Below are 21871 nucleotides of genomic sequence, written 5' to 3' on the forward strand. Positions count from 1 at the left end.
TTTTGAGGAGGCATAACAATGGAATGGTTATACGTAGGTAAGATCGCCAATACCCACGGCTTGAAAGGGGAACTGAAGTTGCTCGCCGCGACCGATTTCCCGGCCGAACGCTTCAAGAAAGGCGAGACGCTCTATTTGGACGTCGATGGCAAGAAGCTCCCGTTCGAGGTGACGACGTATCGTCCGCATAAGCAGTTCCATCTCGTGACGTTCAAAGGGCTTGAGAATATCAATCTCGTCGAGAAGTATAAAGGGATGAAACTATACGTTCACGTCGAGCACGTTCACGAGTTACCGGAGCATGAGTTTTACTATCATGAGATTATCGGTTGCGAGGCCGTCGTCGACGGTGAGGTCATCGGTGTCGTCGACGATATCTTCGAGACTGGTGCCAACGACGTCTGGGTCATCAAACGCCCTGGCAAGTCGGACGCCCTCATCCCGTACATCGAATCGGTCGTGAGCGACATCGATGTCGAGGCGAAACGTGTCGTCATCACCCCGATTCCGGGAATGATTGACGATGAAGATTGATGTTTTAACGTTATTCCCCGAGATGTTCGCCCCGCTCGATCATTCAATCGTCGGACGGGCCCGTGCCCTCGGACAAGTCGAGATGGCGTTCACGAACTTCCGTGACTTCTCGACGAACAAACACCATAAGGTCGACGACTACCCGTACGGAGGCGGGGCGGGCATGTTGCTCACCCCGCAGCCGATCTTTGACGCCTTCGACGCCATCGACAAGAAGCGTCCCCGCGTCATCGTCACGACGCCGACCGGACGCCGTTTCGACCAACAGATGGCGGAAGCATGGGCGTCCGAGGAACACTTGATCTTTTTATGCGGCCATTATGAAGGGTTCGACCAACGGATTCATGATGAGCTCGCGACGGACGAAGTGTCAATCGGTGACTTCGTCATGACCGGCGGTGAGCTCGCCGCGATGGTCATGATCGATGCGACGGTCCGTCTCATCCCGGAAGTACTCGGCGATCAGGCGAGCCATGAAGATGACTCGTTCTCGACAGGGCTACTCGAATATCCGCACTATACACGCCCAGCGGAGTTCCGTGATCTGAAGGTGCCTGACGTCCTCTTGTCGGGCAATCACGCCAAAATCGAAGCGTGGCGCCGAGAGCAGTCGCTCCTGCGCACGTATCGCCGGCGACCGGACCTGCTCGAGCGCATCGAACTGTCGAAGGCAGATAAAAAATTCATTGAATCGTTGCGCGATTGACCGAATTGTGCTATGTTTGAGCATGTGGGTTAACCCCACCAATTACCGATGTTCCGCTGTTGGATGCTTGGGCAGATGAAGATATGAACATTGAAGAAAAAGGAGAACTATTCATGAACACACAAAAACTGTTCCGTGAAATCACAGAAGAACAATTCAAATCAGACGTACCTGCTTTCCGTCCTGGTGACACAGTACGTGTCCACGTTAAAGTCGTAGAGGGAACGCGCGAGCGTATCCAGATCTTCGAAGGCGTAGTCATCAAGCGTAAGGGTGGCGGCATCGGCGAAACATTCACAGTTCGTAAGATTTCTTACGGCGTAGGTGTTGAGCGTGCATTCCCGCTTCACTCACCACGTGTCGCGCAAATCGAAGTCGTTCGTTACGGTAAAGTCCGTCGTGCGAAACTCTACTACCTCCGCAACCTTCGCGGTAAAGCAGCACGTATTAAAGAAATCCGTCGTTAAGATGGGGATTAAGCTTGTCGCTTGCGACAAGCTTCTTTTTTTCTAGTACAATAAGTTCAAACGGACAGAGGAGTGAGGCAAGTTGAAAGAAGTGTTCAGTTGGCTTAAGGCGATCGTCGTTGCGCTCGTCATCGCGTTCGTGATCCGGACGTTCATCTTTGTACCTGTCATCGTCGAAGGAGAGTCGATGATGCCGACGCTCCAAAATGCCGATCGCATGATCGTCAGCAAAATCTCGAACTACGTCGGTGAGCTCGACCGGGGCGATATTATCGTCTTCCACGCGACAGAATCGAAAGACTATATCAAACGCGTCATCGCCATTCCTGGCGACACGCTCGAATATCGGGACGACACGCTTTATTTGAATGATGAGGCGGTCGAAGAACCGTATTTAGAGGATTTCCAGGCACAGATGAACGGCTTTCCTCTTACCGAAAACTTTACGCTCGAACAAGTGACGGGCGAGACGGTCGTCCCTGAAGGCTCGTACTTCGTCATGGGTGACAATCGTCAAAACTCGAAAGACAGCCGTGAAATCGGCTTTGTCCCGAAAGAGGACGTCGTCGGCAAAACGAACTTCGTGTTCTGGCCGCTCGGTGATTTCGGGACCGTACAAGAATAAGGTGGTGTTTGTTTGGCAATTCAATGGTTCCCTGGCCACATGGCCAAGGCACGAAGACAAGTAACAGAAAAGTTAAAGCTCATCGATGTCGTCATCGAACTCGTCGATGCACGTGTTCCACAATCGAGCCGTAACCCGATGGTCGATGAGATCACGGAAGGCAAACCGCGTCTCATCGTCTTGAATAAAGCCGATATGGCCGATCCGGTCGTCACTGACGCCTGGCTCCGCGCCTTGAAGCGCGATGACATCGAGGTCGTCGCCGTCGACGCGAAACATAGCAAAGGCTTGAAACAGCTCATGTCGGGCGCCGAGAAGCTCATGCAAGAGAAGCATGACCGCATGCGTGAGAAAGGCCGGAATCCCGGCCCGATCCGCGCGCTCATCATCGGCATCCCGAACGTCGGCAAGTCGACGCTCATCAACCGTCTCGCCGGACGTAACATCGCTGTCACCGGCGACCGTCCGGGTGTCACGAAGCGTCAGCAATGGATCAAGATGAAAGGCGGCGAGATGGAATTGCTCGATACGCCAGGGATTCTTTGGCCGAAGTTCGAGGATCAGATGGTCGGCTATCGCTTGGCGGCGACCGGTGCCATCAAAGATGATATCTTGAACCTTGATGATATCGCGCTCTATACGGCCCGCGAGCTATCGGCCCGCTATCCGGACCAGTTGAAAGAGCGATTCAAAATCGATCAACTGCCGGAAGATGCCGTCGAACTGCTCGAATTGATCGGGAAGAAACGTGGACTCGTCAGCGGTGGTTACGTCGATTTCGAGAAAGCGAGCGAATTACTATTGAACGAACTGCGTCATGAGAAAATCGGACGCGTCTCCCTCGAGACGCCGGCCGACCATGACATGGCGTGAAGTCCTGTGCAAACAGGGCTTTTTTGAATAGGAGGAACGGAATGACGATTCAAGCGATTAAACAACGGCTACAGACGGTCCGATATGAAGAGTGGGAGCAGGTACGGGCCGAGTTGAAAGACGACCCGCGGACAGGCGTCCAGACGCTCATCCGGCAACGGGAGCGGCAGTTCGCACAAGAACATGCCCTCCGTGCCGACTATACGGCCCGTCAGGCGTTCGAAGACGCTTGGAAGGCCCAAGGGTTCCGTCTCATCGGCGGCGTCGACGAGGTCGGTCGAGGGCCGCTCGCGGGACCAGTCGTCGCGGCGGCCGTCATCTTGCCGGAAGGGTTTTATCATCCCGGCCTGAACGATTCGAAAAAGATGTCGAAACGGGCGCGGGAACTGGCATACCGCATCCTCATGGACGAGGCATCGGTCGGTGTCGGCATCGTCGACGCTGACGTGATCGACCAGGTCAATATTTATGAGGCGACGAAACTGGCGATGGTGGAAGCGGTCCGGCAGCTCGGAACGGTCGATGCGCTGTTGATTGACGCGATGCGCCTCGACCTCGACATCCCGCAGCAGTCGCTCATCAAAGGGGATGCCCGGAGTGTCTCGATTGCGGCAGCGAGCGTCGTCGCCAAAGTCGTTCGCGACAACATGATGGAGGATTACGCTATTCTCTATCCCGGGTACGGGTTCGAACGGAATGCGGGTTATGGCACGAAAGACCATTTGACCGGCCTCGCGGAACACGGCATCACACCGATTCACCGGAAGTCGTTCGCACCGATTAAACAGATGTAGGAGGGGAAACGATGCGCATCGATCACCAAGGCGTCCTGCCGTTCAAGGTCACCGAACAAAATTCACGGCAACTGCTCGTCGGCAATACAGTCGTCGGCCGGGTGCTCCAACTGTTGCCGGGAGGCGAGGCGGTCATGCAGCTGCCGCAAGGCATGTTCCGGGTCGGGGTGAACGCCGACGTCAAAGAGAACGTGACGTACAAGATGGTCGTCACCGAGCTCGAACCGAAACTCGTCTTGAAGGTCGTGCCGCAACAAATCGAGGCGCAGCAGGCCCAACGGTCACCGCTCGCCCAGCTCGGCAGCGAGCTCGGGCGCCTGGCTCGCCAACCACTCGCTACGCCCGAGCCGCTCCAGGCGCAAGGCCGGCAGCTGCTCGAGAGCGGGGCCGGTGCTGACGTGAAGCAACTCGTTGGCGAGCTGTTCAAAGCGAAAGGCGACCCGAAGTTCGAACAGTTCGTCCGGGCCCAGGAGACGTTCAACGCCGTGCAGACCCCGCCGTTCGTCGTTCAAGCATTTCACATACCGCATTTAGGGCCGTTTGAACAAGTGCGGTTCCGTCTCGAGGCGCCGAAAGGCGAGGTCATCGACTCCGACCACGCCCGTATCGTTCTATTCCTCGAGACCCCGAAGTATGGAGAGACGGGCATCGATTTGCTCGTCCAGAAGCGGCACGTGTCGGTTAAAGTGTTCAACGAGCAACATGACTTGAGTCCGTTCGTCAACGCCTACGAGCCGTTGCTCGGTCGGGCACTCGAAGCGAGCGGCTATGAGCTGTCCCGCTTCTCGTTCGAAGCAAAGCGTGAAACGGTGCCGGACACGTTCGCCCCACTCGGAAAGGTGGACCAACGCGTATGACCGATCGCAAACAAGCCATCGCCTTGTCCTATGAGCAATCGATGGAGTCACCGCGCGTCGTCGCCAAAGGGGGCGGACTCGTCGCCGAGCGCATGCTCGCGCTCGCGCAAGCGAACGGTGTGCCGATTCATGAGGACCCGGCCTTACTGTCACTCTTGTCCGCGCTACAGATTGAAGAGCAGATTCCAGACGACCTGTACCAGGTCATCGCCGAGCTTTTCGTGTTTCTTTATCAGATGGAACAAGGAAAAATCGAGGATGTCTAGGGGTAGATGTGAAAAAAAGATGAAAACTTAAAGCAAGAACGATAGACAGCGCTTTCAGTTTTTCGTTACAATAGACGTGCCGATATTAAAGGGGACTAAGGGGGAAACGAAATGAATATCCATGAGTATCAGGCGAAAGAATTGCTTCGGGCGTTTGGAGTGGCCGTACCTACGGGCTATCCAGCGTTCACGGTTGAAGAAGCAGTCTCAGCCGCCGCCAAGCTAGACGGTGAACTAAAAGTTGTCAAAGCTCAGATTCACGCAGGAGGCCGCGGTAAAGCCGGCGGTGTCAAACTTGCGAAGTCAGATGAAGAAGTCAAACAGTACGCGTCAGAGATTCTCGGCAAGACGCTCGTCACGCATCAGACTGGACCAGAAGGAAAAGTCGTGCAACGCCTTTACATTGAAGAAGGCTCTGCCATTGACCAAGAATTTTACTTAGGACTTGTGCTTGACCGTTCGATCGGCCGAATTGTCATCATGGGTTCATCAGAAGGCGGTATGGACATCGAGGAAGTCGCTGAACATACACCTGAAAAGATTCATAAAGAAGTCGTCGACCCAGTCGTCGGACTCCGTTCGTTCCAAGCACGCCGTCTCGCGTTCAAGATGGAAGTGCCGACCAAACTCGTCAACAAATTCAGCGACATGGTCATGAAATTGTATAAAGTGTACGTCGAGACAGATTGCACGATCGCGGAAATCAACCCGCTCGTCACGACGAAAGACGGCAACGTCATCGCACTTGATGCGAAGCTCAACTTCGACAGCAACGCGCTTTATCGTCATAAAGACATCGTCGACCTTCGCGACACGACAGAAGAAGATCCGCGTGAAGTCGAGGCGTCAAAACACGACCTTAGCTATATCGCGCTCGACGGCAACATCGGTTGCCTCGTTAACGGGGCTGGCTTGGCCATGGCGACGATGGATATCATCAAGCATTACGGCGCCGAACCCGCTAACTTCCTCGATGTAGGCGGCGGTGCAACGAAAGAAAAAGTAACGGAAGCGTTCAAATTGATTTTGTCAGACGACCAAGTCAAAGGAATCTTCGTTAACATCTTTGGTGGCATCATGAAGTGTGACATCATTGCTGAAGGTATCGTCGCGGCGACGAAAGAAATCGGTCTCGATTTGCCACTCGTCGTCCGGTTAGAAGGCACGAACGTGGATGCGGGACGACGCATTCTCGATGAATCTGGACTTGCGATCACTTCGGCGAGCTCGATGGCTGACGGTGCAGAAAAAATCGCGGCACTCGTTCGATAAGGGGGAAACGACATGAGTATTTGGGCGAATCAAGATACAAAAGTAATCATTCAAGGGATCACGGGGAAACAAGGTCTGTTCCACGGCGAACAGATGCTGGCATATAACACGAAATTGGTCGGAGGGGTGACACCTGGTAAAGGTGGCACGACCGTCCTTGACGGCGTACCGGTCTTCAACACCGTATCCGAGGCAGTCGAAGCGACTGGCGCGAACGCGTCAATCATCTACGTGCCACCTGCGTTCGCAGCCGATTCGATTATGGAAGCGGCCGATAGCGGCATCGAGTTGATCATCTGTATCACAGAAGGTATCCCGGTCATCGACATGATTCAAGTGAAGCGTTACCTCGAGGACAAACCGGCCCGTCTCATCGGACCGAACTGCCCGGGGATCATCACGCCAGGGGAAGCGAAACTTGGCATCATGCCAGGCTATATCCACACGAAAGGCCACGTCGGCATCGTCTCGCGCTCAGGGACGCTCACATACGAAGCGGTCCATCAGTTGACGACTGCCGGAATCGGACAATCGACAGCTGTCGGGATCGGTGGAGACCCGGTCAACGGAACGAACTTCATCGACACGCTCCAAGCGTTCAATGAAGACGAGGACACGAAAGCGGTCATCATGATCGGTGAAATCGGTGGAACGGCTGAAGAAGAAGCTGCTGAATGGGTGAAAGCGAACATGACGAAACCGGTCATCGGTTTCATCGGTGGACAAACAGCCCCTGAAGGCAAGCGGATGGGCCATGCCGGCGCCATCATCTCAGGCGGAAAAGGTACAGCTGCTGAGAAAATTAAGACGTTGAACGCCAACGGGATTGAAGTCGCCGAGACGCCTGCCGTCATCGGAGAGACGCTCATCCGGGTGTTGAAACAACAAGGTTTGTATGAAGCTTGCGTGACGGGTCAACCGACAACGTAAACCATTCGGAATGAGGGATGCGCGGCATCCCTCATTTTTTTAGAGGTGATTGTGATGAATCAAACAATCGCTCGATTCGCAGCCGAACGGTTGCCGGTCGAGTTCGTCCATCATTACTTGTCGCACGCGCATATGAACATGCAGCAGTTCCATCCGAGCGTCCGAAGCAAAGCAGAACGGGCGCTTCGTTCCACGGTCACGTACGACCGTTTTTTGACGTGGGAGGATGAATTGTTCCCGTCCGCGCTGCTCCATATTCCGAATCCGCCATATTGTTTGTTTTATCGAGGTGATTTAGAGGTACTACATCAACAAACGACCGCATTGGTCGGAAGCCGTGAATTGAATCGTATCAGCCGACGACTCGTCGAACATTTCCGTCCTTTAATAGAAGAAACTGTCTCCGTCTCGGGTGGGGCGCTCGGCATCGACGGTCTCGTCCATGAGCTGTCGCTCGATCATGACCGGCCGACCATCGCCATCCTCGGAGCGGGCTTTTCGCACTTGTATCCACAGGTCCATTCGCCCTTGTTCGAGCGGATTTCGCGACACGGGTTACTCCTCACGGAATACACACCGGAAACACCTGTCAAAAAATTTCAATTTTTAGAACGAAATCGTCTCGTCAGCGGACTTGCCGATCGTCTCGTCGTCATCCAGGCTCGTCAAAAGAGCGGGACGATGAACACGGTCGGACATGCCCTCGAGCAAGGAAAGACGGTATTCGCGGTGCCTGGAAGCCCGCTCGATCCGCTCGCGGCTGGTCCGAATCAATTGATTGAAGACGGGGCGATTCCATTGACGACTGCCGATCAAATTCTAACATGTTCAAGGATTGGACGTTGACAAACCATCGACAACATGAATATTATGGTAGGGATTTAAATGACCTCTAAAAGGGGAGCAGATGTATGGCAAAATACTTGGTGATCGTCGAATCACCCGCGAAAGCGAAAACAATTAAACGTTATTTAGGATCGAATTACACGGTCAAGGCATCTATGGGTCACGTCATCGATTTACCGAAGAGTCAACTCGGTGTCGACGTGGAACATGACTTCGAACCGAAGTACATCACGATCCGTGGCAAAGGCCCAGTTTTGAAAGAATTGAAGACGGCAGCCAAAAAAGCGACGAAAATCTTTCTCGCGGCTGACCCGGATCGCGAAGGGGAAGCGATTGCTTGGCATTTAGCACGTGCCCTCGGTGTCGACGAAACGACGGAATGTCGCGTCGTCTTTAACGAGATCACGAAAGATGCGATTAAAGAGTCGTTCAAACACCCGCGTAAAATCAACCATGACCTCGTCGACGCCCAGCAGGCGCGTCGAATTTTGGACCGTCTCGTCGGATACGGGATGAGCCCATTACTATGGAAGAAAGTCAAAAAAGGATTATCGGCCGGACGCGTTCAATCCGTGGCCGTTAAAATGATTATCGACCGGGAGCGGGAGATCAATGCCTTCGACCCAGAAGAGTATTGGACCATCAAACTCACCCTCAACCATGAAGGCGAATCGTTCGAGACTTCGTTTTATGGTAAAGACGGGAAAAAAATGGAGCTCAAGAGCGAGGCAGATGCCGACGCGGTGCTCAAAGCGATTGACGACTCATTCAAAGTCATCGACGTCACGAAGAAAGAGCGGAAGCGCAACGCGTCGCTCCCGTTCACGACGAGCTCGCTCCAGCAAGATGCGGCTCGTAAATTGAACTTCCGTGCCAAGAAGACGATGATGCTCGCGCAACAGCTATACGAAGGGATCGACCTCGGGAAGAAAGAAGGCACCGTCGGTTTGATCACGTATATGCGTACCGACTCGACGCGTATCTCAGATTTGGCGAAAGCGGAAGCGAAAGAGTATATCGAATCCACATTCGGAGAAGAGTACGTCGCGTTGCAGAAGCAAAAAGAGAAGAAAGCCGCGAACGCCCAGGACGCACACGAAGCGATTCGTCCGACTTCGGCGTTACGCGACCCGGCCTCGGTGAAAGCGTACTTGTCGCGTGACCAGCTCCGCTTGTACAAGTTGATTTGGGAGCGCCTCGTCGCGAGCCAAATGGCGCCGGCCATCCTCGACACGGTGAAAATCGACGTCGAGTCGAACGGCATGATTTTCCGTGCCAACGGGTCGACCGTCAAATTCCCTGGTTTCATGAAAGTGTATATCGAATCGAAAGATGAAGATATCGAAGACACGAACCCGGAGAAAGAAGGGTTGCTCCCACCGCTCGAAGTGGATGACCTCGTCAAGTTCGAGACAATCGAACCGAAGCAGCACTTCACACAGCCGCCGCCACGTTACAGTGAGGCGCGTCTCGTTCGGGCGATGGAAGAACTCGGAATCGGTCGTCCGTCGACGTATGCACCGACGCTCGATACGATTCAAAAACGCGGATATGTCGTCCTTGAAGAGAAGAAGTTCGTCCCGACAGAACTTGGCGAACTCGTCATCGAGATGATCGATGAGTACTTCAACGACTTTATCACCGTCCAGTTCACGGCCGACATGGAGACGCTCCTCGACTCGATTGAGAACGAGGAAGTCGAATGGACGGAAGTCGTCGCTCCAATCTATCGCAGTTTCGAGAAACGTCTGAAACGAGCCGAGTCAGAGATTGAGAAAATCGAAGTGAAAGATGAACCGGCCGGCATCGACTGCGAAGTGTGCGGTTCGCCGATGGTCATCAAGATGGGCCGTTACGGGAAATTCATGGCATGCTCGAACTTCCCGAACTGTACGAACACGAAACCGGTACAAGTCGAAATCGGCGTCCCATGTCCGAGCTGCAAAGACGGACAAGTCGTCGAACGACGCAGTAAGAAGGGTCGTCTGTTCTACGGTTGCTCGAACTATCCAGACTGTGAGTTCGTCTCATGGGACAAGCCGGTCGCGAAACCGTGTCCGGAATGTGGTAAGATGATGGTCGAGAAAAAAATTAAAGACGGTGTGAAATATCAATGTACGAACTGTACCCATGCCGAGGTACATCAGTTAGAGGAGGATTAACTTTGCAGCAACGTGTAACTGTGATCGGAGCGGGCCTCGCCGGCTCCGAGGCGGCTTGGCAACTCGCGAAACGCGGAATTCAAGTCGATTTGTATGAAATGAGACCGGTCCGAAAAACACCGGCACACCATACGGACCAATTCGCTGAACTGGTCTGCTCGAACTCGCTTCGAGCGAACGGGCTACAAAACGCGGTCGGCGTCTTGAAAGAAGAGATGCGCACGCTCGACTCGCTCATCTTGAAAGCGGCCGACACGGCAAGTGTACCGGCCGGCGGCGCTCTCGCCGTCGACCGTCATGACTTCGCCGGATTCGTGACGGACACGTTGAAGAACCATCCGAACGTGACCGTGCACAACGAAGAGATCACGGCGATTCCGGACGGGATCGTCATCATGGCGACCGGTCCACTCACGTCACCGGACCTCTCGGCTTCGCTCAAAGCGTTCACAGGTGAAGATTACCTTTACTTCTACGACGCCGCGGCGCCGATTTTGGACGGCGAGACGATTGACCGGGACAAGGTATACTTGAAATCACGTTACGACAAAGGTGAGGCGGCGTACCTCAACTGTCCGATGACGGAAGAAGAGTTCGACTTGTTCTACGACGAGCTCGTCAAAGCAGAGGTCGTCCCGCTCAAAGAGTTCGAGAAAGAGATTTACTTCGAAGGCTGCATGCCGTTTGAAGTTCTTGCCCAACGCGGCAAGAAGACGCTCTTGTTCGGACCGATGAAACCCGTCGGCCTCGAAGATCCGAAGACGGGCAAACGTCCGCACGCGGTCGTGCAGTTACGGCAAGATAACTCGGCCGGCACGCTGTTCAACTTGGTCGGTTTTCAAACCCACCTCAAATGGGGGGAACAGAAACGGATCCTTCAACTCATCCCGGGTCTCGAGAACGCGGAGATCGTGCGCTACGGTGTCATGCACCGGAACACGTTCATCAACTCACCGAGCCTGTTGAAACCGACGTATCAGGCGCGGACACGCGACACGTTGTTCTTCGCCGGGCAGATGACCGGTGTGGAAGGGTACGTCGAATCGGCGGCGTCAGGACTTCTCGCTGGGATTAACGCAGCGAAACTGATTGCCGGTGAAGACCTCGTCGTCTTGCCACGCGAGACGATGCTCGGTTCGATGGCGCACTATATCACGACGACGGACGGCAAGCACTTCCAACCGATGAACGCAAACTTCGGTCTCGTGCCGTCGCTCGAGGATGCACCGCAGAAGATGAAGAAACAAGAACGGTACGAACGTTACGCGAACCGTGCCCTTGAAACGATTCAGCAATATAAAGAGATTTAAGGGAAAGGAGCCATTTTTTGGCTCCTTTTTTGTGAATTTAAATTTCAATTGTGTAATTTGTACAACACTTTGAAAATTTTCAGATTATTGAGGGGCTATCTATTGTCACCTCTGACGGGGTATGCTATGCTAATTTCGATTTGACGAGAACATGCGTTTTTAAGTTGAAAACGAGGGGGCGAGAGAATGGGATTCGGTGACGATCAACAGTCATTTTTGCGCTATTGCCAAGTCGAACGCCGGCTGTCTCCTCACACGAAACGCTCTTACGAGCAGACGCTCGACCAGTACGCCGCTTATTGCCAATCGACACATCAAAATCCGTATGATGTGCAGTCGGCGCGGCGTTATTTATATGCCCTTTATGAGACCGACAGCGCCACGACGACGGTCGCCCAAAAAGTATCGTGCCTCAAGCAATTCGGGAAATTTGTGGCACGTGAGACGGGTGTCGAGCCTCTGTTCCACGGACTAACGTCTCCGAAACGGCGCAAGACGCTGCCGACGTTCGCCGTGCCTAGCGAAGTCGAACAGCTCATCGCGACCGCGGACGGACAAGATGATCCGTTCCTGCGGGCCCGTGACGTCGCCATCGTCGAGATGTTGTACGGGACGGGCATGCGCGTCGCTGAGTTGTGCGGGATGGACGTGTCGTCCTACGATGCCGACCTCGCCTTCGTGCATGTCGTCGGGAAAGGGAAGAAAGAACGCTACATCCCAATCGGACAGTTCGCCATCGCGGCGCTCGATCGTTACCTCGACGTGCGCCAAACATGCGCTTCCCCCCAAGAAACGGCATTATTCCTCAGTCAAAAAGGGAATCGAGTGACAACAGACCAAATTCGCTACGTCATGAAGCGTCTGAGGAAGCAAGGCGGCCTGCATAAGCCGTTGACGCCTCACTCGCTCCGTCATAGTTTTGCGACGGACCTGCTCGAGCGCGGGGCTGACCTCCGTGCCGTCCAAGAGTTGCTCGGTCACGAGTCACTCTCGACGACGGGTCGTTACACTCACGTCTCGACGGAGCGCTTGCGAGCGGTCTATCAAGCCACACATCCGAGAAAGTAGGAGGTCATCAGATGTTTCACGCAACCACGATTTTCGCAGTCCGCCACAACGGGCAGGGTGCCATGAGCGGGGATGGACAAGTCACGTTCGGAAACGCCGTCATCATGAAAAACAAGGCCAAAAAAGTACGACGTCTCTACGGCGGTAAGGTCGTCGCCGGGTTCGCCGGAAGCGTGGCCGACGCATTCACGCTCTTCGAGAAGTTTGAATCGAAGCTAGAGATGTACAACGGGAACTTGCCGCGTGCGGCCGTCGAGCTGGCTAAAGAGTGGCGCGGGGATAAGATGCTCCGTCAACTCGAAGCGCTTTTGATCGTCATGGACCGTGAGCACCTACTGCTCGTGTCTGGGAACGGCGAAGTGATCGAACCGGATGATGGCATTTTAGCGATCGGTTCGGGCGGGAACTATGCGCTCGCTGCCGGGCGCGCCCTCGTACGCCATTCGCCTGAGAAATCAGCGGAAGACATAGCCCGCGCCGCTCTCGAGATTGCCGGAGAGTTGTGCGTCTATACAAACGACCAAGTCATCGTAGAAACGATCGGAGGCGATTCTGAATGAAACGTGAACTGACACCACGCCAAATCGTAGCGGAACTAGACCGCTTCGTCATCGGACAAAAGGATGCCAAGCGCGCCGTCGCGATCGCACTCCGCAACCGTTATCGTCGCCAAAAATTGAGTGCCGACCTGCGTGATGAAGTGACACCGAAGAACATCTTGATGATCGGCCCGACCGGTGTCGGGAAGACGGAAATCGCACGCCGCTTGGCCAAACTCGTTGGCGCGCCGTTCGTCAAAGTCGAGGCTACGAAATTCACTGAAGTCGGCTACGTCGGCCGCGATGTCGAATCGATGGTCCGTGACCTTGTCGAGGCGTCGGTCCGTCTCGTGAAGGAAGAGAAGAAAGAAGGCGTGAAAGAGCAAGCGGAAGTCGCTGCGACGGAACGCATCCTTGACGCTTTGCAAGGCAAGGCCAAAGTCGAACCGACCGCATCGAACCCGTTCGAGGCGTTGTTCGGCGGCCAAGCTCAAAAGACCGAAGAGCCGACTAACACGCAGTCGTCCGACCGCGCACAGTTGCGTCGCTTGCTCGAGCTCGGTGAACTCGAAGAACGATTAATCGAGGTCAATCTCGAAGAAAAGCAGACCGTCGACTTGTTCCAAGGGCAAGGCATGGAAGGTTTATCGAACTTGCAGGACATGCTCGGTCAAATCGTGCCGAAGAAACGGAAGAAACGCAAGTTGCCGGTCCGCGAAGCACGTCCGCTCATCGTCGCCGAGGAAGCAGAGAGTTTGCTCGATATGAACGAAGTTCATGACGAGGCCGTGCGCCGTAGTGAGCAGATGGGTATCATCTTCGTCGATGAGATCGACAAGATTGCGACGAAGTCGCAAGATCATGCCGGCGTCTCACGAGAGGGCGTCCAACGTGACATCTTGCCAATCGTCGAAGGATCGACCGTCGTCACGAAGTATGGACCGGTCAAGACGGACCACGTGCTCTTTATCGCCGCCGGAGCATTCCATATGGCGAAGCCGTCCGACTTGATTCCTGAGCTCCAAGGACGTTTCCCGATTCGCGTTGAACTGAGCAGCCTGACCGAAGAGGACTTCGTCAAGATTTTGACGGAGCCGTCCCAGGCGCTCATCAAGCAGTACACGGCACTCCTCGAGTCAGAGGAGATTAGCGTCGAGTTCACGCATCCAGCCATCGAAGAGATTGCGCGCATCGCGACGCACGTCAACCGAGAGACGGATGACATCGGGGCCCGCCGTCTGTATACGATTATGGAGCGCGTCCTCGAGGACTTGTCGTTCGAGGCGGCCGACATGCCACAAACGCATGTTCAAATCACACCGGCCTATGTGAAAGAGAAAGTCGGCTCGATTGCGGAAGATCGAGACCTTAGCCAATTTATACTATAAGATTCTGTATGCACATACAGGGAGGAAAATAAGAATTATGAACTTACTAGACAAAACACGCCAATTGAACACGATGCTTCAACAAGAGGCAAGCGCGCACGTAGACTTTAAAGAAATGGCGGATAAGATGCGCGAAGTACTCGAAGCAAACACGTTCATCGTCAGTCGTCGGGGCCGTTTGCTCGGCTTTGCCATCAAACAACAAATCGAGAACGAACGCATGAAGGCGTTCTTGGTCGACCGTCAATTCCCGGAGCCATACGCCTCAAACTTGTTCAACGTCAAAGAGACGACGGAAAATATCGGCATCGACAGTGAGTATACGGCGTTCCCGGTCGAGAACCGTGAGTTGTTCCTCGACTCGATGACGACGATCGTTCCAATCATCGGTGGTGGCGAGCGTCTCGGTACACTCGTGCTCGGTCGGCTCAACAACGAGTTCACGGAAGATGACCTCGTCTTGGCCGAATATAGCGCGACCGTCGTAGGGATGGAGATTCTTCGTGAGAAAGCGGCCGAAGCGGAGGCGTCAGCCCGTAAAAAAGCGGTCGTCCAAATGGCGATCAACTCGCTCTCGTATTCTGAGCTTGAAGCGATCGAGCACATCTTCGAAGAGCTTGGTGGCAACGAAGGTTTACTAGTTGCTTCCAAAATTGCCGACCGTGTGGGAATCACTCGTTCGGTCATCGTTAACGCACTCCGTAAATTGGAAAGTGCGGGTGTCATCGAGTCACGTTCTCTCGGTATGAAAGGAACGTATATTAAGATACTGAATGACAACTTCTTGTTCGAATTACAAAAGTTGAAATCGAATTGAAATAAACTAGATTCAACTGACGAATACTAGAAAGTCTATCGAATTAGGACTTTAGACTTACAAAGTCGCTCCCGACGTAATGGGAGCGACTTTTTTTAGTGCAAAAGTAATTATTTTCAGAATTCGTCGTAAATTCGACAAAAACAGAAGACAGCATTTACCTGTTTTAATAAAAATATCTTTCAACACTGTTACAGATTTGTTTCAATGAAATAGTGGATTTTCCAAATAAGGTATATACATGCATTCTTTTAGTGAAAGCGAGTGAAACGCATGAACTGGATCGGTAGCGACTATCAATTAATGAAGCAAGCGATCAATCATTCGGTCGTAAATCAAAAAGTCATCAGCCATAACCTATCGAATATCGATACCCCGAACTTCCGGGCGAAGCAGGCCGTGTTTGAACAGACGCTGAACAACGAGATGCGTCTCAAGCTGGCAGGCGGTCGTCCGAGTGAGCGCTCGGCGACGACGATCACGGACCGGGCCGGAGGCGCGATGCGAAGTGACGGCAATAACGTTGATCTCGATTACGAGATGAGCGAGTTGGCACGGAACCAGCTTCAATACGAAGCGGTGATGGAACAGTTGAACCGCCGGCTCGGCGGACTCAAAACCGTCATTAGAGGAGGACGTTGACGATGGGCATGTTTGATAGTTTTCATATCTCGGCGACGGCACTGACGTCGCAGCGGTTACGGATGGACACGGTGTCCGCGAACATCGCGAACGCCCAGACGACACGCGGCAAGTTAGTTGACGGGGAGTGGCAACCGTACACGCGAAAGATGACCGTGATGCAGGAAGCACCGTTTCGCCAACAGCTGTCCGCTGTCAGCGGCGGGGTCGAAGTCTCACAGATTGTGGAAGATGAGAGCCCGTACAAGCTCGTCTATGACCCGAGCCATCCTGATTCGGATGACCGGGGCTATGTCCAGATGCCAAACGTCGACCTGTTGAAAGAAATGGTCGATTTGATGGGAGCGACACGGTCGTACGAGGCGAACATCGCCGCGATGAACGCCACGAAGGCGATGCTCGTCAAAGCGATGGAAATTGGTAAAGGATAAGGAGTGATCGAGGATGCAGATTAACCCCATTCAATTGATTGGCACACAACCGACAGTCGCGCCGGCTGTGAAAGAGACGCCATCCCAGTTCGGAACGTATTTGAACGAGGCGATGCGCTCATTAAATGACGTCCAACAAGCGACGAGCTCGGCCCGAGCCGATCTTGCCGTCGGCAAAGCCGATTTACATCAAGTCATGATTCAAAGCGAAGAGTCATCGATTGCGATGCAGCTCGCCATAGAGGTGCGGAACAAAGCGGTCGAGGCCTATCAAGAAATGATGCGAATGCAAGTTTAAAGTAGAGGATGACGAGTAGCGATGAATGAAAAGTTAAAAGAACGATTCGGTTCACTGACCGGTTCGCTTCAAACGATGAAAACGAACCGAAAAATCATTTGGGGTCTCGTCATCGTCGGCGTGATTCTTGTCGCGGTGCTCTTGACCGTCTGGCTGTCGCGCCCGAACATGGCCCCGCTCTATACGAACCTGTCCGCTCAAGAAGCGGGCGAGGTGACGGAACAGTTGACGGCCGACGGAGTAAAGGCTGAGATTAAAGCGACTTCGAACGGTGTCAGTGTATACGTACCGAGTGAGCAAGTCGACCAACTGAAAGTCAGTCTGGCGGCAGCAGGCATCCCGAAGTCGGGTGCAATCGATTATAGCTTCTTTAGCGAGAACGCTGGCTTCGGAACGACGGACCGTGAGATGGCCGTCATCGAACGGAGCGCGATGCAGACCGAGCTCGAACGGTTGATTACGCAAATCGAAGGAATCAACCAGGCGAAAGTCATCATCTCGATTCCAGAGAAATCGGTCTTCTTGGCCGAAGATCAAGGTGAACCGACGGCCTCCATCGTCTTAAATTTAGGAGCTGGTACGAATCTCGAGCCGGCGACGGTGAAAGGGCTCTATCATTTAATCAGTAAGAGCGTACCGAACTTGAAACCTGAAAACATATCGGTCATGGACCAATATTTCACGTATTACGATTTAGACCAGACGACGACGGCCGGTGGATCATCGACCGACCCGCTCGTCTTGAAACGCCAAGTCGAGAAAGATGTCCGTCAACAGATTCAACAAATGTTGTCGGTGTTGCTCGGCGAACGAAGCGTGCTCGTCTCGGTCACAGCTGATATCGACACGACGCAAGCGGCTGAAGAGCAAAACCTCGTGACACCTGTCAATGAGGACAGCATGGAAGGCATCGTCACTTCGGCCGAGCGGATTGCTGAAGCGTATACAGGCGGAACCGGCGCAGCAACTGCTGCCGGGACGGCCGAGAACGATACGGTCAATTTCCCGGCCGCTACGGGCACTGGGGAAGAAGAGAGCGAAAAGAATCATGAAATCATCAATTATGAAGTCAACCGAATCACGAAACAGATTCAGAACGCACCGTACTCGATTCGTGACCTCGGCGTCCAATTGATCGTCGAACCACCGAACGGGGCGACGACAATCGACCCTCAACTCGAGGGTGACCTCGAGACGATGATGTACTCGATTATCCGGACGTCACTCGCCAAGACCGGAGAGGCACTCACTGAGGCGGAACTTGAACAGAAAGTCGTCGTCGTCTCACGTCCGTTCGCAGAAACGGAAGAAGCGGCCGTGGTCGAACAACCGACCCAATGGTGGATGTATGCCGCCGCAGCCGGTGCCGTCGTCTTGCTCGCGCTCTTGTTCTTCGCGATGCGCAAGCGCAACCGCGAACCAGTCGCCGAGTCGAACGAGTGGGAAGTCCCATATGAAGACGAAGTGCCGGACCTCGACCTCGAAGAACGGGGCGAAGGGGCCGTCAAGAAGAAACAGTTGGAGAAATTGGCAGAGAGCAACCCTGAAGAGTTCGCCAAACTTCTCCGTACATGGATGTCTGAGGAGTGAGTACTGTGAATTACGCCAAACAACCGAACCGAGAAAAAGCGGCCATGCTCATGATCTCGCTTGGACCTGAAGTGGCAGCAAGCGTCTACAAGCATCTGTCCGAAGAAGAGATGGAGCAATTGACGCTACAAATTTCGGCGTTGAAAAAAGTATCATCCGAACAAAAAGAAGCCATCATGGGCGAGTTCCACGAGCTCGCCATGGCGCAGAGCTATATCACGCAAGGGGGCATCGGATTCGCGAAAACGGTGCTCGAGAAAGCGGTCGGAGAAGAGAAGGCGATGGCCCTTATCCACCGCCTCACCTCGACGCTTCAAGTCCGACCGTTCGAGTTCGCCCGCAAGGCCGACCCGAAACAGCTGTTGAACTTTATCCAAAACGAGCATCCGCAAACGATCGCCTTGATTTTGGCGCATTTGGAACCGGTCAAGTCAGGACAAATTTTGTCTGAGCTCCCGCCTGAGATTCAGTCGGAAGTCGCCAAGCGGATCGCGACGATGGACCGACTCAACCCGGACGTGATTCATGAGATTGAACAGATTCTCGAGAAGAACTTGTCCCAAACGGATATGCAAGATTATGCCCAGTCTGGTGGCATCGAGGCGGTCGTCGAAGTGCTCAACGGCGTCGACCGTACGACCGAGCGCACGATTCTCGATGCGCTTGAAATCGAAGACCCGGAATTGGCCGAAGAAATCAAAAAACGGATGTTCGTCTTCGAGGATATCGTTACACTCGATTCACGGGCGATTCAGCGGATTATCCGCGAAGTGGCGAACGACGATCTCTTGCTCGCCCTCAAAGTCTCGTCCGACGAAGTCAAACAGATCATCTTCAAAAACATGTCGCAACGAATGGTCGAAACGTTCAAAGAAGACATGGAATTCATGGGGCCTGTCCGGTTGCGTGACGTCGAAGAGGCACAAAGCCGTATCGTCGGCATCATCCGTCGCCTAGAAGACGTCGGAGAAATCGTGATTAGCCGCGGTGGAGGAGATGACATCGTTGTCTAACGTAATCAAACGCCACTATGCGACACCACTCGAGCCGCAACGGATTGATTCAAAGCCGTTCCTCGAGCCGGTGAGTATGCTACACCAGGATGAAGAGCGGGAGCGGTTGGCCCAAACGCGTGCGAAACTAGACGAGCAAGCAGCCACACTCGAAGCGCGCCGCACGGCGATGGAACAAGAACTCGCCGACTTACGGGAAGAAGTGCTCGTGTCGGCTAGACAAGAAGGCTACGACGCAGGCTTTGAGCAAGGAAGACGGGACGGCAAGGCCGAGTATGAGGAATTGACGACCCGCTTAAACACGGTCAGCGTCGAACTCGAGCAGTTGTTTGACACGAAATGGCGGGACGCCGAGCAACAGCTCGTCGCCCTCGCCGTCGAGGTCAGCGCTCGCGTGACGACAGAACTCGTCCGAAACGATGAGGCGTTGTTCGCCGATCGTGTCCGTGAACAGTTGCTCCGTCAACTCGATGCGGAATCATTGACGGTGTACGTCCATCCAACGCGACTCGCCTCGATCCAACGCTTTGAAGCGGACTGGGTCATTCCAGACGGCCCGGGCATCAAATACCGGGCGGATGCAGGCTTGGATGAGACGAGCGTAAGGATTGAGACCCCTCATCACGGGGATGAGCTCGATTTGAGCTATAGCTTTGATCGCGTACGTTCCAAAATCGAGGAGGTCCTGGCCGATGGCGCTTATTGACCGCGTGCTCGAGTCGATTGTGTCCTCGCCCGATGACGAGTACGTCCGAAAAGTCGGACGCGTCTGTCGGGTCGTCGGTCTGATGATCGAGTCGAATGGACCGAGTGCTTTTATCGGAGAACGTTGTTTGATCGAGCTACCATCCGGTCAACACGTCGAAGCCGAAGTTGTCGGATTCAATGAGGCACGCGTCCTCCTCATGCCTTACGGCGAAACGACGCAAATCGCACCGGGATGTATGGTCAAAGGGACAGGCCGGATGCTTCAAGTGCCGGTCGGCGACGAGTTGATTGGCCAAGTGCTCGACGGTCTCGGCCGTCCGTTGTCCGGTGAGGGTGACACGCCTGGCGCACGTTACGACGTGCTTCGTAAGCCGCCGAACCCACTTGAGCGGCCCCGCATTTTAGACGTCCTCTCGACAGGCGTTCGCGTCATCGACGGTCTCTTGACAGTCGGGAAAGGACAGCGGGTCGGATTGTTCGCAGGTTCCGGCGTCGGGAAGTCGACATTGCTCGGCATGATTGCCAAACGATCATCGGCCGACATCAACGTCATCGCCTTGATCGGAGAGCGTGGCCGGGAAGTGAAAGAGTTCATCGAGAAAGAACTCGGACCAGAAGGGATGGCCCGCTCGGTCGTCATCGTGGCGACGAGCGACCAACCGCCGCTCGTGCGGTTGAAAGGAGCTTATACGGCGACAGCCATCGCCGAATACTTCCGCGATCAAGGTAAAGAAGTCGTCCTCATGATGGATTCGGTGACCCGGTTCGCCATGGCGCAACGTGAAATCGGACTCGCCACAGGGGAACCACCGACGTCTAAAGGGTATACGCCTTCCGTCTTCGCGATGCTGCCGCAACTGTTAGAACGAAGCGGGACCGCCGTGACAGGATCGATTACTGCGTTCTATACCGTCCTCGTCGACGGGGACGATATGAACGAGCCGATTGCGGATGCGGTGCGCGGGATTTTAGACGGACACTTCGTCATGGACCGCTCGCTCGCGAACCGTGGACAGTTCCCGGCGATTCACGTCTTGAAGTCGATCAGCCGCGTCATGAACCAAATTGCCACGCCGATGCATCGGGAGGTCGCGCAGACGTTCCGGGGTTGGCTGGCCACGTATTTGGATGCCGAAGACTTAATCAATATCGGTGCTTATAAAAAAGGGACGAACCCTGCCATCGATACCGCCATCGAGCAGTATCCGAACTTGTTGACGTTTTTAAAGCAATCCATCGAAGAAGAGGCCCCGCTTGAGGAATCGTTAGAGCGCCTGGCCCAAATCGTGCGAGGTGAACGATGAACAGATTATTGTTAGAGCGCATCATGCCGATCGCAGAACATGAGAAAGAAGAGTCGGCGACGGAGATGAGACAACATAAAGCGCGGTTCGAGACAGAGATGGAGACGCTGTATCGGCTCGTGTTGACGTACGAGTCGCTCATGAAGAGTCAAGACGAACAAGCTGGCGTCATTGATTTGCTCATGTCGCAATACCGTGAACAGACACGCGAACGGTTGAAACGCCAAATCGAGACACAACAACTCGTCGTCCAGCAGGCGCGTAACCGCTACCATTTGTCGCAGGAACGTCTGCTCGGAAAAGTCGTCGAGGAAAAGAAATATGTAACGTTGCATGAAAAAGTCAGTCAAGATGAAGTGGCCGCGACAAAGCTCATCGAACAGCATTTCATCGATGAGTTGGCAGTGATTCATCACGGGAAAGGGAAGTAA

General features: G+C 54.0%; 25 protein-coding genes. All 25 read left to right on the forward strand.

Going from position 1 to position 21871, the window contains the following annotated elements; translation table 11 throughout:
* Positions 1-18 precede the first annotated feature (18 nt).
* The 25 genes from rimM to KNP71_RS01630 all read left to right on the forward strand — a co-directional run bounded on the left by rimM (position 19) and on the right by KNP71_RS01630 (position 21871).
* Positions 19-534 (forward strand): ribosome maturation factor RimM, encoded by a 516-nt coding sequence (gene rimM, locus KNP71_RS01510; protein WP_021067099.1) that lies wholly within the window; start codon positions 19-21, stop codon positions 532-534.
* Entirely contained in the window at positions 524-1240 is a 717-nt protein-coding gene (trmD, locus tag KNP71_RS01515; RefSeq protein WP_214755793.1) for a tRNA (guanosine(37)-N1)-methyltransferase TrmD, read from the forward strand. The genes rimM and trmD overlap by 11 nt, the downstream gene beginning before the upstream one ends.
* Positions 1241-1353: 113 nt before the next feature.
* The gene (rplS, locus tag KNP71_RS01520; protein WP_021067101.1) at positions 1354-1707 is read left to right on the forward strand and encodes a 50S ribosomal protein L19; all 354 of its coding nucleotides are present in this window, start codon (positions 1354-1356) and stop codon (positions 1705-1707) included.
* An 82-nt stretch (positions 1708-1789) separates the two neighbouring features.
* Positions 1790-2332 carry a signal peptidase I gene (lepB, locus tag KNP71_RS01525; RefSeq protein WP_021067102.1) on the forward strand — a complete coding sequence of 181 codons (543 nt, stop codon included), beginning with the start codon at positions 1790-1792 and terminating at the stop codon, positions 2330-2332.
* A 12-nt stretch (positions 2333-2344) separates the two neighbouring features.
* Positions 2345-3205 carry a ribosome biogenesis GTPase YlqF gene (ylqF, locus tag KNP71_RS01530; RefSeq protein WP_021067103.1) on the forward strand — a complete coding sequence of 287 codons (861 nt, stop codon included), beginning with the start codon at positions 2345-2347 and terminating at the stop codon, positions 3203-3205.
* A gap of 41 nt (positions 3206-3246) precedes the next feature.
* The gene (locus KNP71_RS01535) at positions 3247-3999 is read left to right on the forward strand and encodes a ribonuclease HII (protein WP_214713797.1); all 753 of its coding nucleotides are present in this window, start codon (positions 3247-3249) and stop codon (positions 3997-3999) included.
* A gap of 11 nt (positions 4000-4010) precedes the next feature.
* Positions 4011-4856, forward strand: a complete 846-nt coding sequence (locus tag KNP71_RS01540; RefSeq protein ID WP_214713795.1) for a hypothetical protein — start codon at positions 4011-4013, stop codon at positions 4854-4856.
* Positions 4853-5122: an EscU/YscU/HrcU family type III secretion system export apparatus switch protein gene (locus tag KNP71_RS01545; protein WP_021067106.1), complete on the forward strand. Its 270-nt coding sequence runs from the start codon at positions 4853-4855 to the stop codon at positions 5120-5122. The genes KNP71_RS01540 and KNP71_RS01545 overlap by 4 nt, the downstream gene beginning before the upstream one ends.
* 111 nt (positions 5123-5233) lie before the next feature.
* Positions 5234-6394, forward strand: a complete 1161-nt coding sequence (sucC, locus tag KNP71_RS01550; protein ID WP_029595707.1) for an ADP-forming succinate--CoA ligase subunit beta — start codon at positions 5234-5236, stop codon at positions 6392-6394.
* A gap of 12 nt (positions 6395-6406) precedes the next feature.
* Complete coding sequence (gene sucD / locus KNP71_RS01555) at positions 6407-7324, forward strand: succinate--CoA ligase subunit alpha (RefSeq protein WP_021067108.1); 918 nt, start codon at positions 6407-6409, stop codon at positions 7322-7324.
* 54 nt (positions 7325-7378) lie between these two features.
* Positions 7379-8170 carry a DNA-processing protein DprA gene (gene dprA / locus KNP71_RS01560; RefSeq protein ID WP_021067109.1) on the forward strand — a complete coding sequence of 264 codons (792 nt, stop codon included), beginning with the start codon at positions 7379-7381 and terminating at the stop codon, positions 8168-8170.
* Between the two features lie 65 nt (positions 8171-8235).
* Entirely contained in the window at positions 8236-10332 is a 2097-nt protein-coding gene (gene topA, locus KNP71_RS01565; protein WP_021067110.1) for a type I DNA topoisomerase, read from the forward strand.
* Positions 10284-11642, forward strand: a complete 1359-nt coding sequence (trmFO, locus tag KNP71_RS01570; protein WP_051627734.1) for an FADH(2)-oxidizing methylenetetrahydrofolate--tRNA-(uracil(54)-C(5))-methyltransferase TrmFO — start codon at positions 10284-10286, stop codon at positions 11640-11642. Before topA ends, trmFO begins: the two co-directional genes overlap by 49 nt.
* Before the next feature lie 186 nt (positions 11643-11828).
* Entirely contained in the window at positions 11829-12710 is an 882-nt protein-coding gene (locus KNP71_RS01575) for a tyrosine-type recombinase/integrase (RefSeq protein ID WP_029595705.1), read from the forward strand.
* 11 nt (positions 12711-12721) lie between these two features.
* A complete protein-coding gene (gene hslV, locus KNP71_RS01580) occupies positions 12722-13270 on the forward strand; it encodes an ATP-dependent protease subunit HslV (RefSeq protein WP_029595704.1) in 549 nt (182 codons plus the stop codon).
* Positions 13267-14637, forward strand: coding sequence for an ATP-dependent protease ATPase subunit HslU (gene hslU, locus KNP71_RS01585; protein ID WP_029595703.1), 1371 nt, complete (start codon positions 13267-13269; stop codon positions 14635-14637). The genes hslV and hslU overlap by 4 nt, the downstream gene beginning before the upstream one ends.
* Positions 14638-14674: 37 nt before the next feature.
* A complete protein-coding gene (gene codY / locus KNP71_RS01590; protein ID WP_016508279.1) occupies positions 14675-15454 on the forward strand; it encodes a GTP-sensing pleiotropic transcriptional regulator CodY in 780 nt (259 codons plus the stop codon).
* A 273-nt stretch (positions 15455-15727) separates the two neighbouring features.
* A complete protein-coding gene (gene flgB, locus KNP71_RS01595; protein WP_029595702.1) occupies positions 15728-16096 on the forward strand; it encodes a flagellar basal body rod protein FlgB in 369 nt (122 codons plus the stop codon).
* A gap of 2 nt (positions 16097-16098) precedes the next feature.
* A complete protein-coding gene (gene flgC, locus KNP71_RS01600) occupies positions 16099-16527 on the forward strand; it encodes a flagellar basal body rod protein FlgC (RefSeq protein WP_021067116.1) in 429 nt (142 codons plus the stop codon).
* A 13-nt stretch (positions 16528-16540) separates the two neighbouring features.
* Positions 16541-16825, forward strand: coding sequence for a flagellar hook-basal body complex protein FliE (gene fliE / locus KNP71_RS01605; RefSeq protein WP_021067117.1), 285 nt, complete (start codon positions 16541-16543; stop codon positions 16823-16825).
* A 21-nt stretch (positions 16826-16846) separates the two neighbouring features.
* Positions 16847-18415, forward strand: a complete 1569-nt coding sequence (gene fliF / locus KNP71_RS01610; protein ID WP_021067118.1) for a flagellar basal-body MS-ring/collar protein FliF — start codon at positions 16847-16849, stop codon at positions 18413-18415.
* A 5-nt stretch (positions 18416-18420) separates the two neighbouring features.
* Positions 18421-19428 (forward strand): flagellar motor switch protein FliG, encoded by a 1008-nt coding sequence (gene fliG, locus KNP71_RS01615; protein WP_021067119.1) that lies wholly within the window; start codon positions 18421-18423, stop codon positions 19426-19428.
* Entirely contained in the window at positions 19412-20134 is a 723-nt protein-coding gene (locus KNP71_RS01620; RefSeq protein WP_214713793.1) for a FliH/SctL family protein, read from the forward strand. Before fliG ends, KNP71_RS01620 begins: the two co-directional genes overlap by 17 nt.
* Complete coding sequence (gene fliI, locus KNP71_RS01625) at positions 20121-21440, forward strand: flagellar protein export ATPase FliI (RefSeq protein WP_035385679.1); 1320 nt, start codon at positions 20121-20123, stop codon at positions 21438-21440. Before KNP71_RS01620 ends, fliI begins: the two co-directional genes overlap by 14 nt.
* Positions 21437-21871 carry a flagellar FliJ family protein gene (locus KNP71_RS01630; protein ID WP_021067122.1) on the forward strand — a complete coding sequence of 145 codons (435 nt, stop codon included), beginning with the start codon at positions 21437-21439 and terminating at the stop codon, positions 21869-21871. Before fliI ends, KNP71_RS01630 begins: the two co-directional genes overlap by 4 nt.

The organism is Exiguobacterium sp. s56 (genome assembly GCF_018618255.1).
GTDB lineage: Bacteria > Bacillota > Bacilli > Exiguobacteriales > Exiguobacteriaceae > Exiguobacterium > Exiguobacterium chiriqhucha.

Coding starts and splice junctions, on each gene's coding strand:
- sucD (WP_021067108.1), top strand. CDS start 6,407: ATGAGTATTTGGGCGAATCAAGATACAAAAGTAATCATTCAAGGGATC.
- KNP71_RS01575 (WP_029595705.1), top strand. CDS start 11,829: ATGGGATTCGGTGACGATCAACAGTCATTTTTGCGCTATTGCCAAGTC.
- hslV (WP_029595704.1), top strand. CDS start 12,722: ATGTTTCACGCAACCACGATTTTCGCAGTCCGCCACAACGGGCAGGGT.
- KNP71_RS01545 (WP_021067106.1), top strand. CDS start 4,853: ATGACCGATCGCAAACAAGCCATCGCCTTGTCCTATGAGCAATCGATG.
- fliE (WP_021067117.1), top strand. CDS start 16,541: ATGCAGATTAACCCCATTCAATTGATTGGCACACAACCGACAGTCGCG.
- codY (WP_016508279.1), top strand. CDS start 14,675: ATGAACTTACTAGACAAAACACGCCAATTGAACACGATGCTTCAACAA.
- topA (WP_021067110.1), top strand. CDS start 8,236: ATGGCAAAATACTTGGTGATCGTCGAATCACCCGCGAAAGCGAAAACA.
- KNP71_RS01535 (WP_214713797.1), top strand. CDS start 3,247: ATGACGATTCAAGCGATTAAACAACGGCTACAGACGGTCCGATATGAA.
- KNP71_RS01630 (WP_021067122.1), top strand. CDS start 21,437: ATGAACAGATTATTGTTAGAGCGCATCATGCCGATCGCAGAACATGAG.
- trmD (WP_214755793.1), top strand. CDS start 524: ATGAAGATTGATGTTTTAACGTTATTCCCCGAGATGTTCGCCCCGCTC.
- flgB (WP_029595702.1), top strand. CDS start 15,728: ATGAACTGGATCGGTAGCGACTATCAATTAATGAAGCAAGCGATCAAT.
- fliI (WP_035385679.1), top strand. CDS start 20,121: ATGGCGCTTATTGACCGCGTGCTCGAGTCGATTGTGTCCTCGCCCGAT.
- trmFO (WP_051627734.1), top strand. CDS start 10,284: ATGTACGAACTGTACCCATGCCGAGGTACATCAGTTAGAGGAGGATTA.
- rimM (WP_021067099.1), top strand. CDS start 19: ATGGAATGGTTATACGTAGGTAAGATCGCCAATACCCACGGCTTGAAA.
- fliF (WP_021067118.1), top strand. CDS start 16,847: ATGAATGAAAAGTTAAAAGAACGATTCGGTTCACTGACCGGTTCGCTT.
- flgC (WP_021067116.1), top strand. CDS start 16,099: ATGGGCATGTTTGATAGTTTTCATATCTCGGCGACGGCACTGACGTCG.
- KNP71_RS01620 (WP_214713793.1), top strand. CDS start 19,412: ATGACATCGTTGTCTAACGTAATCAAACGCCACTATGCGACACCACTC.
- rplS (WP_021067101.1), top strand. CDS start 1,354: ATGAACACACAAAAACTGTTCCGTGAAATCACAGAAGAACAATTCAAA.
- KNP71_RS01540 (WP_214713795.1), top strand. CDS start 4,011: ATGCGCATCGATCACCAAGGCGTCCTGCCGTTCAAGGTCACCGAACAA.
- hslU (WP_029595703.1), top strand. CDS start 13,267: ATGAAACGTGAACTGACACCACGCCAAATCGTAGCGGAACTAGACCGC.
- sucC (WP_029595707.1), top strand. CDS start 5,234: ATGAATATCCATGAGTATCAGGCGAAAGAATTGCTTCGGGCGTTTGGA.
- dprA (WP_021067109.1), top strand. CDS start 7,379: ATGAATCAAACAATCGCTCGATTCGCAGCCGAACGGTTGCCGGTCGAG.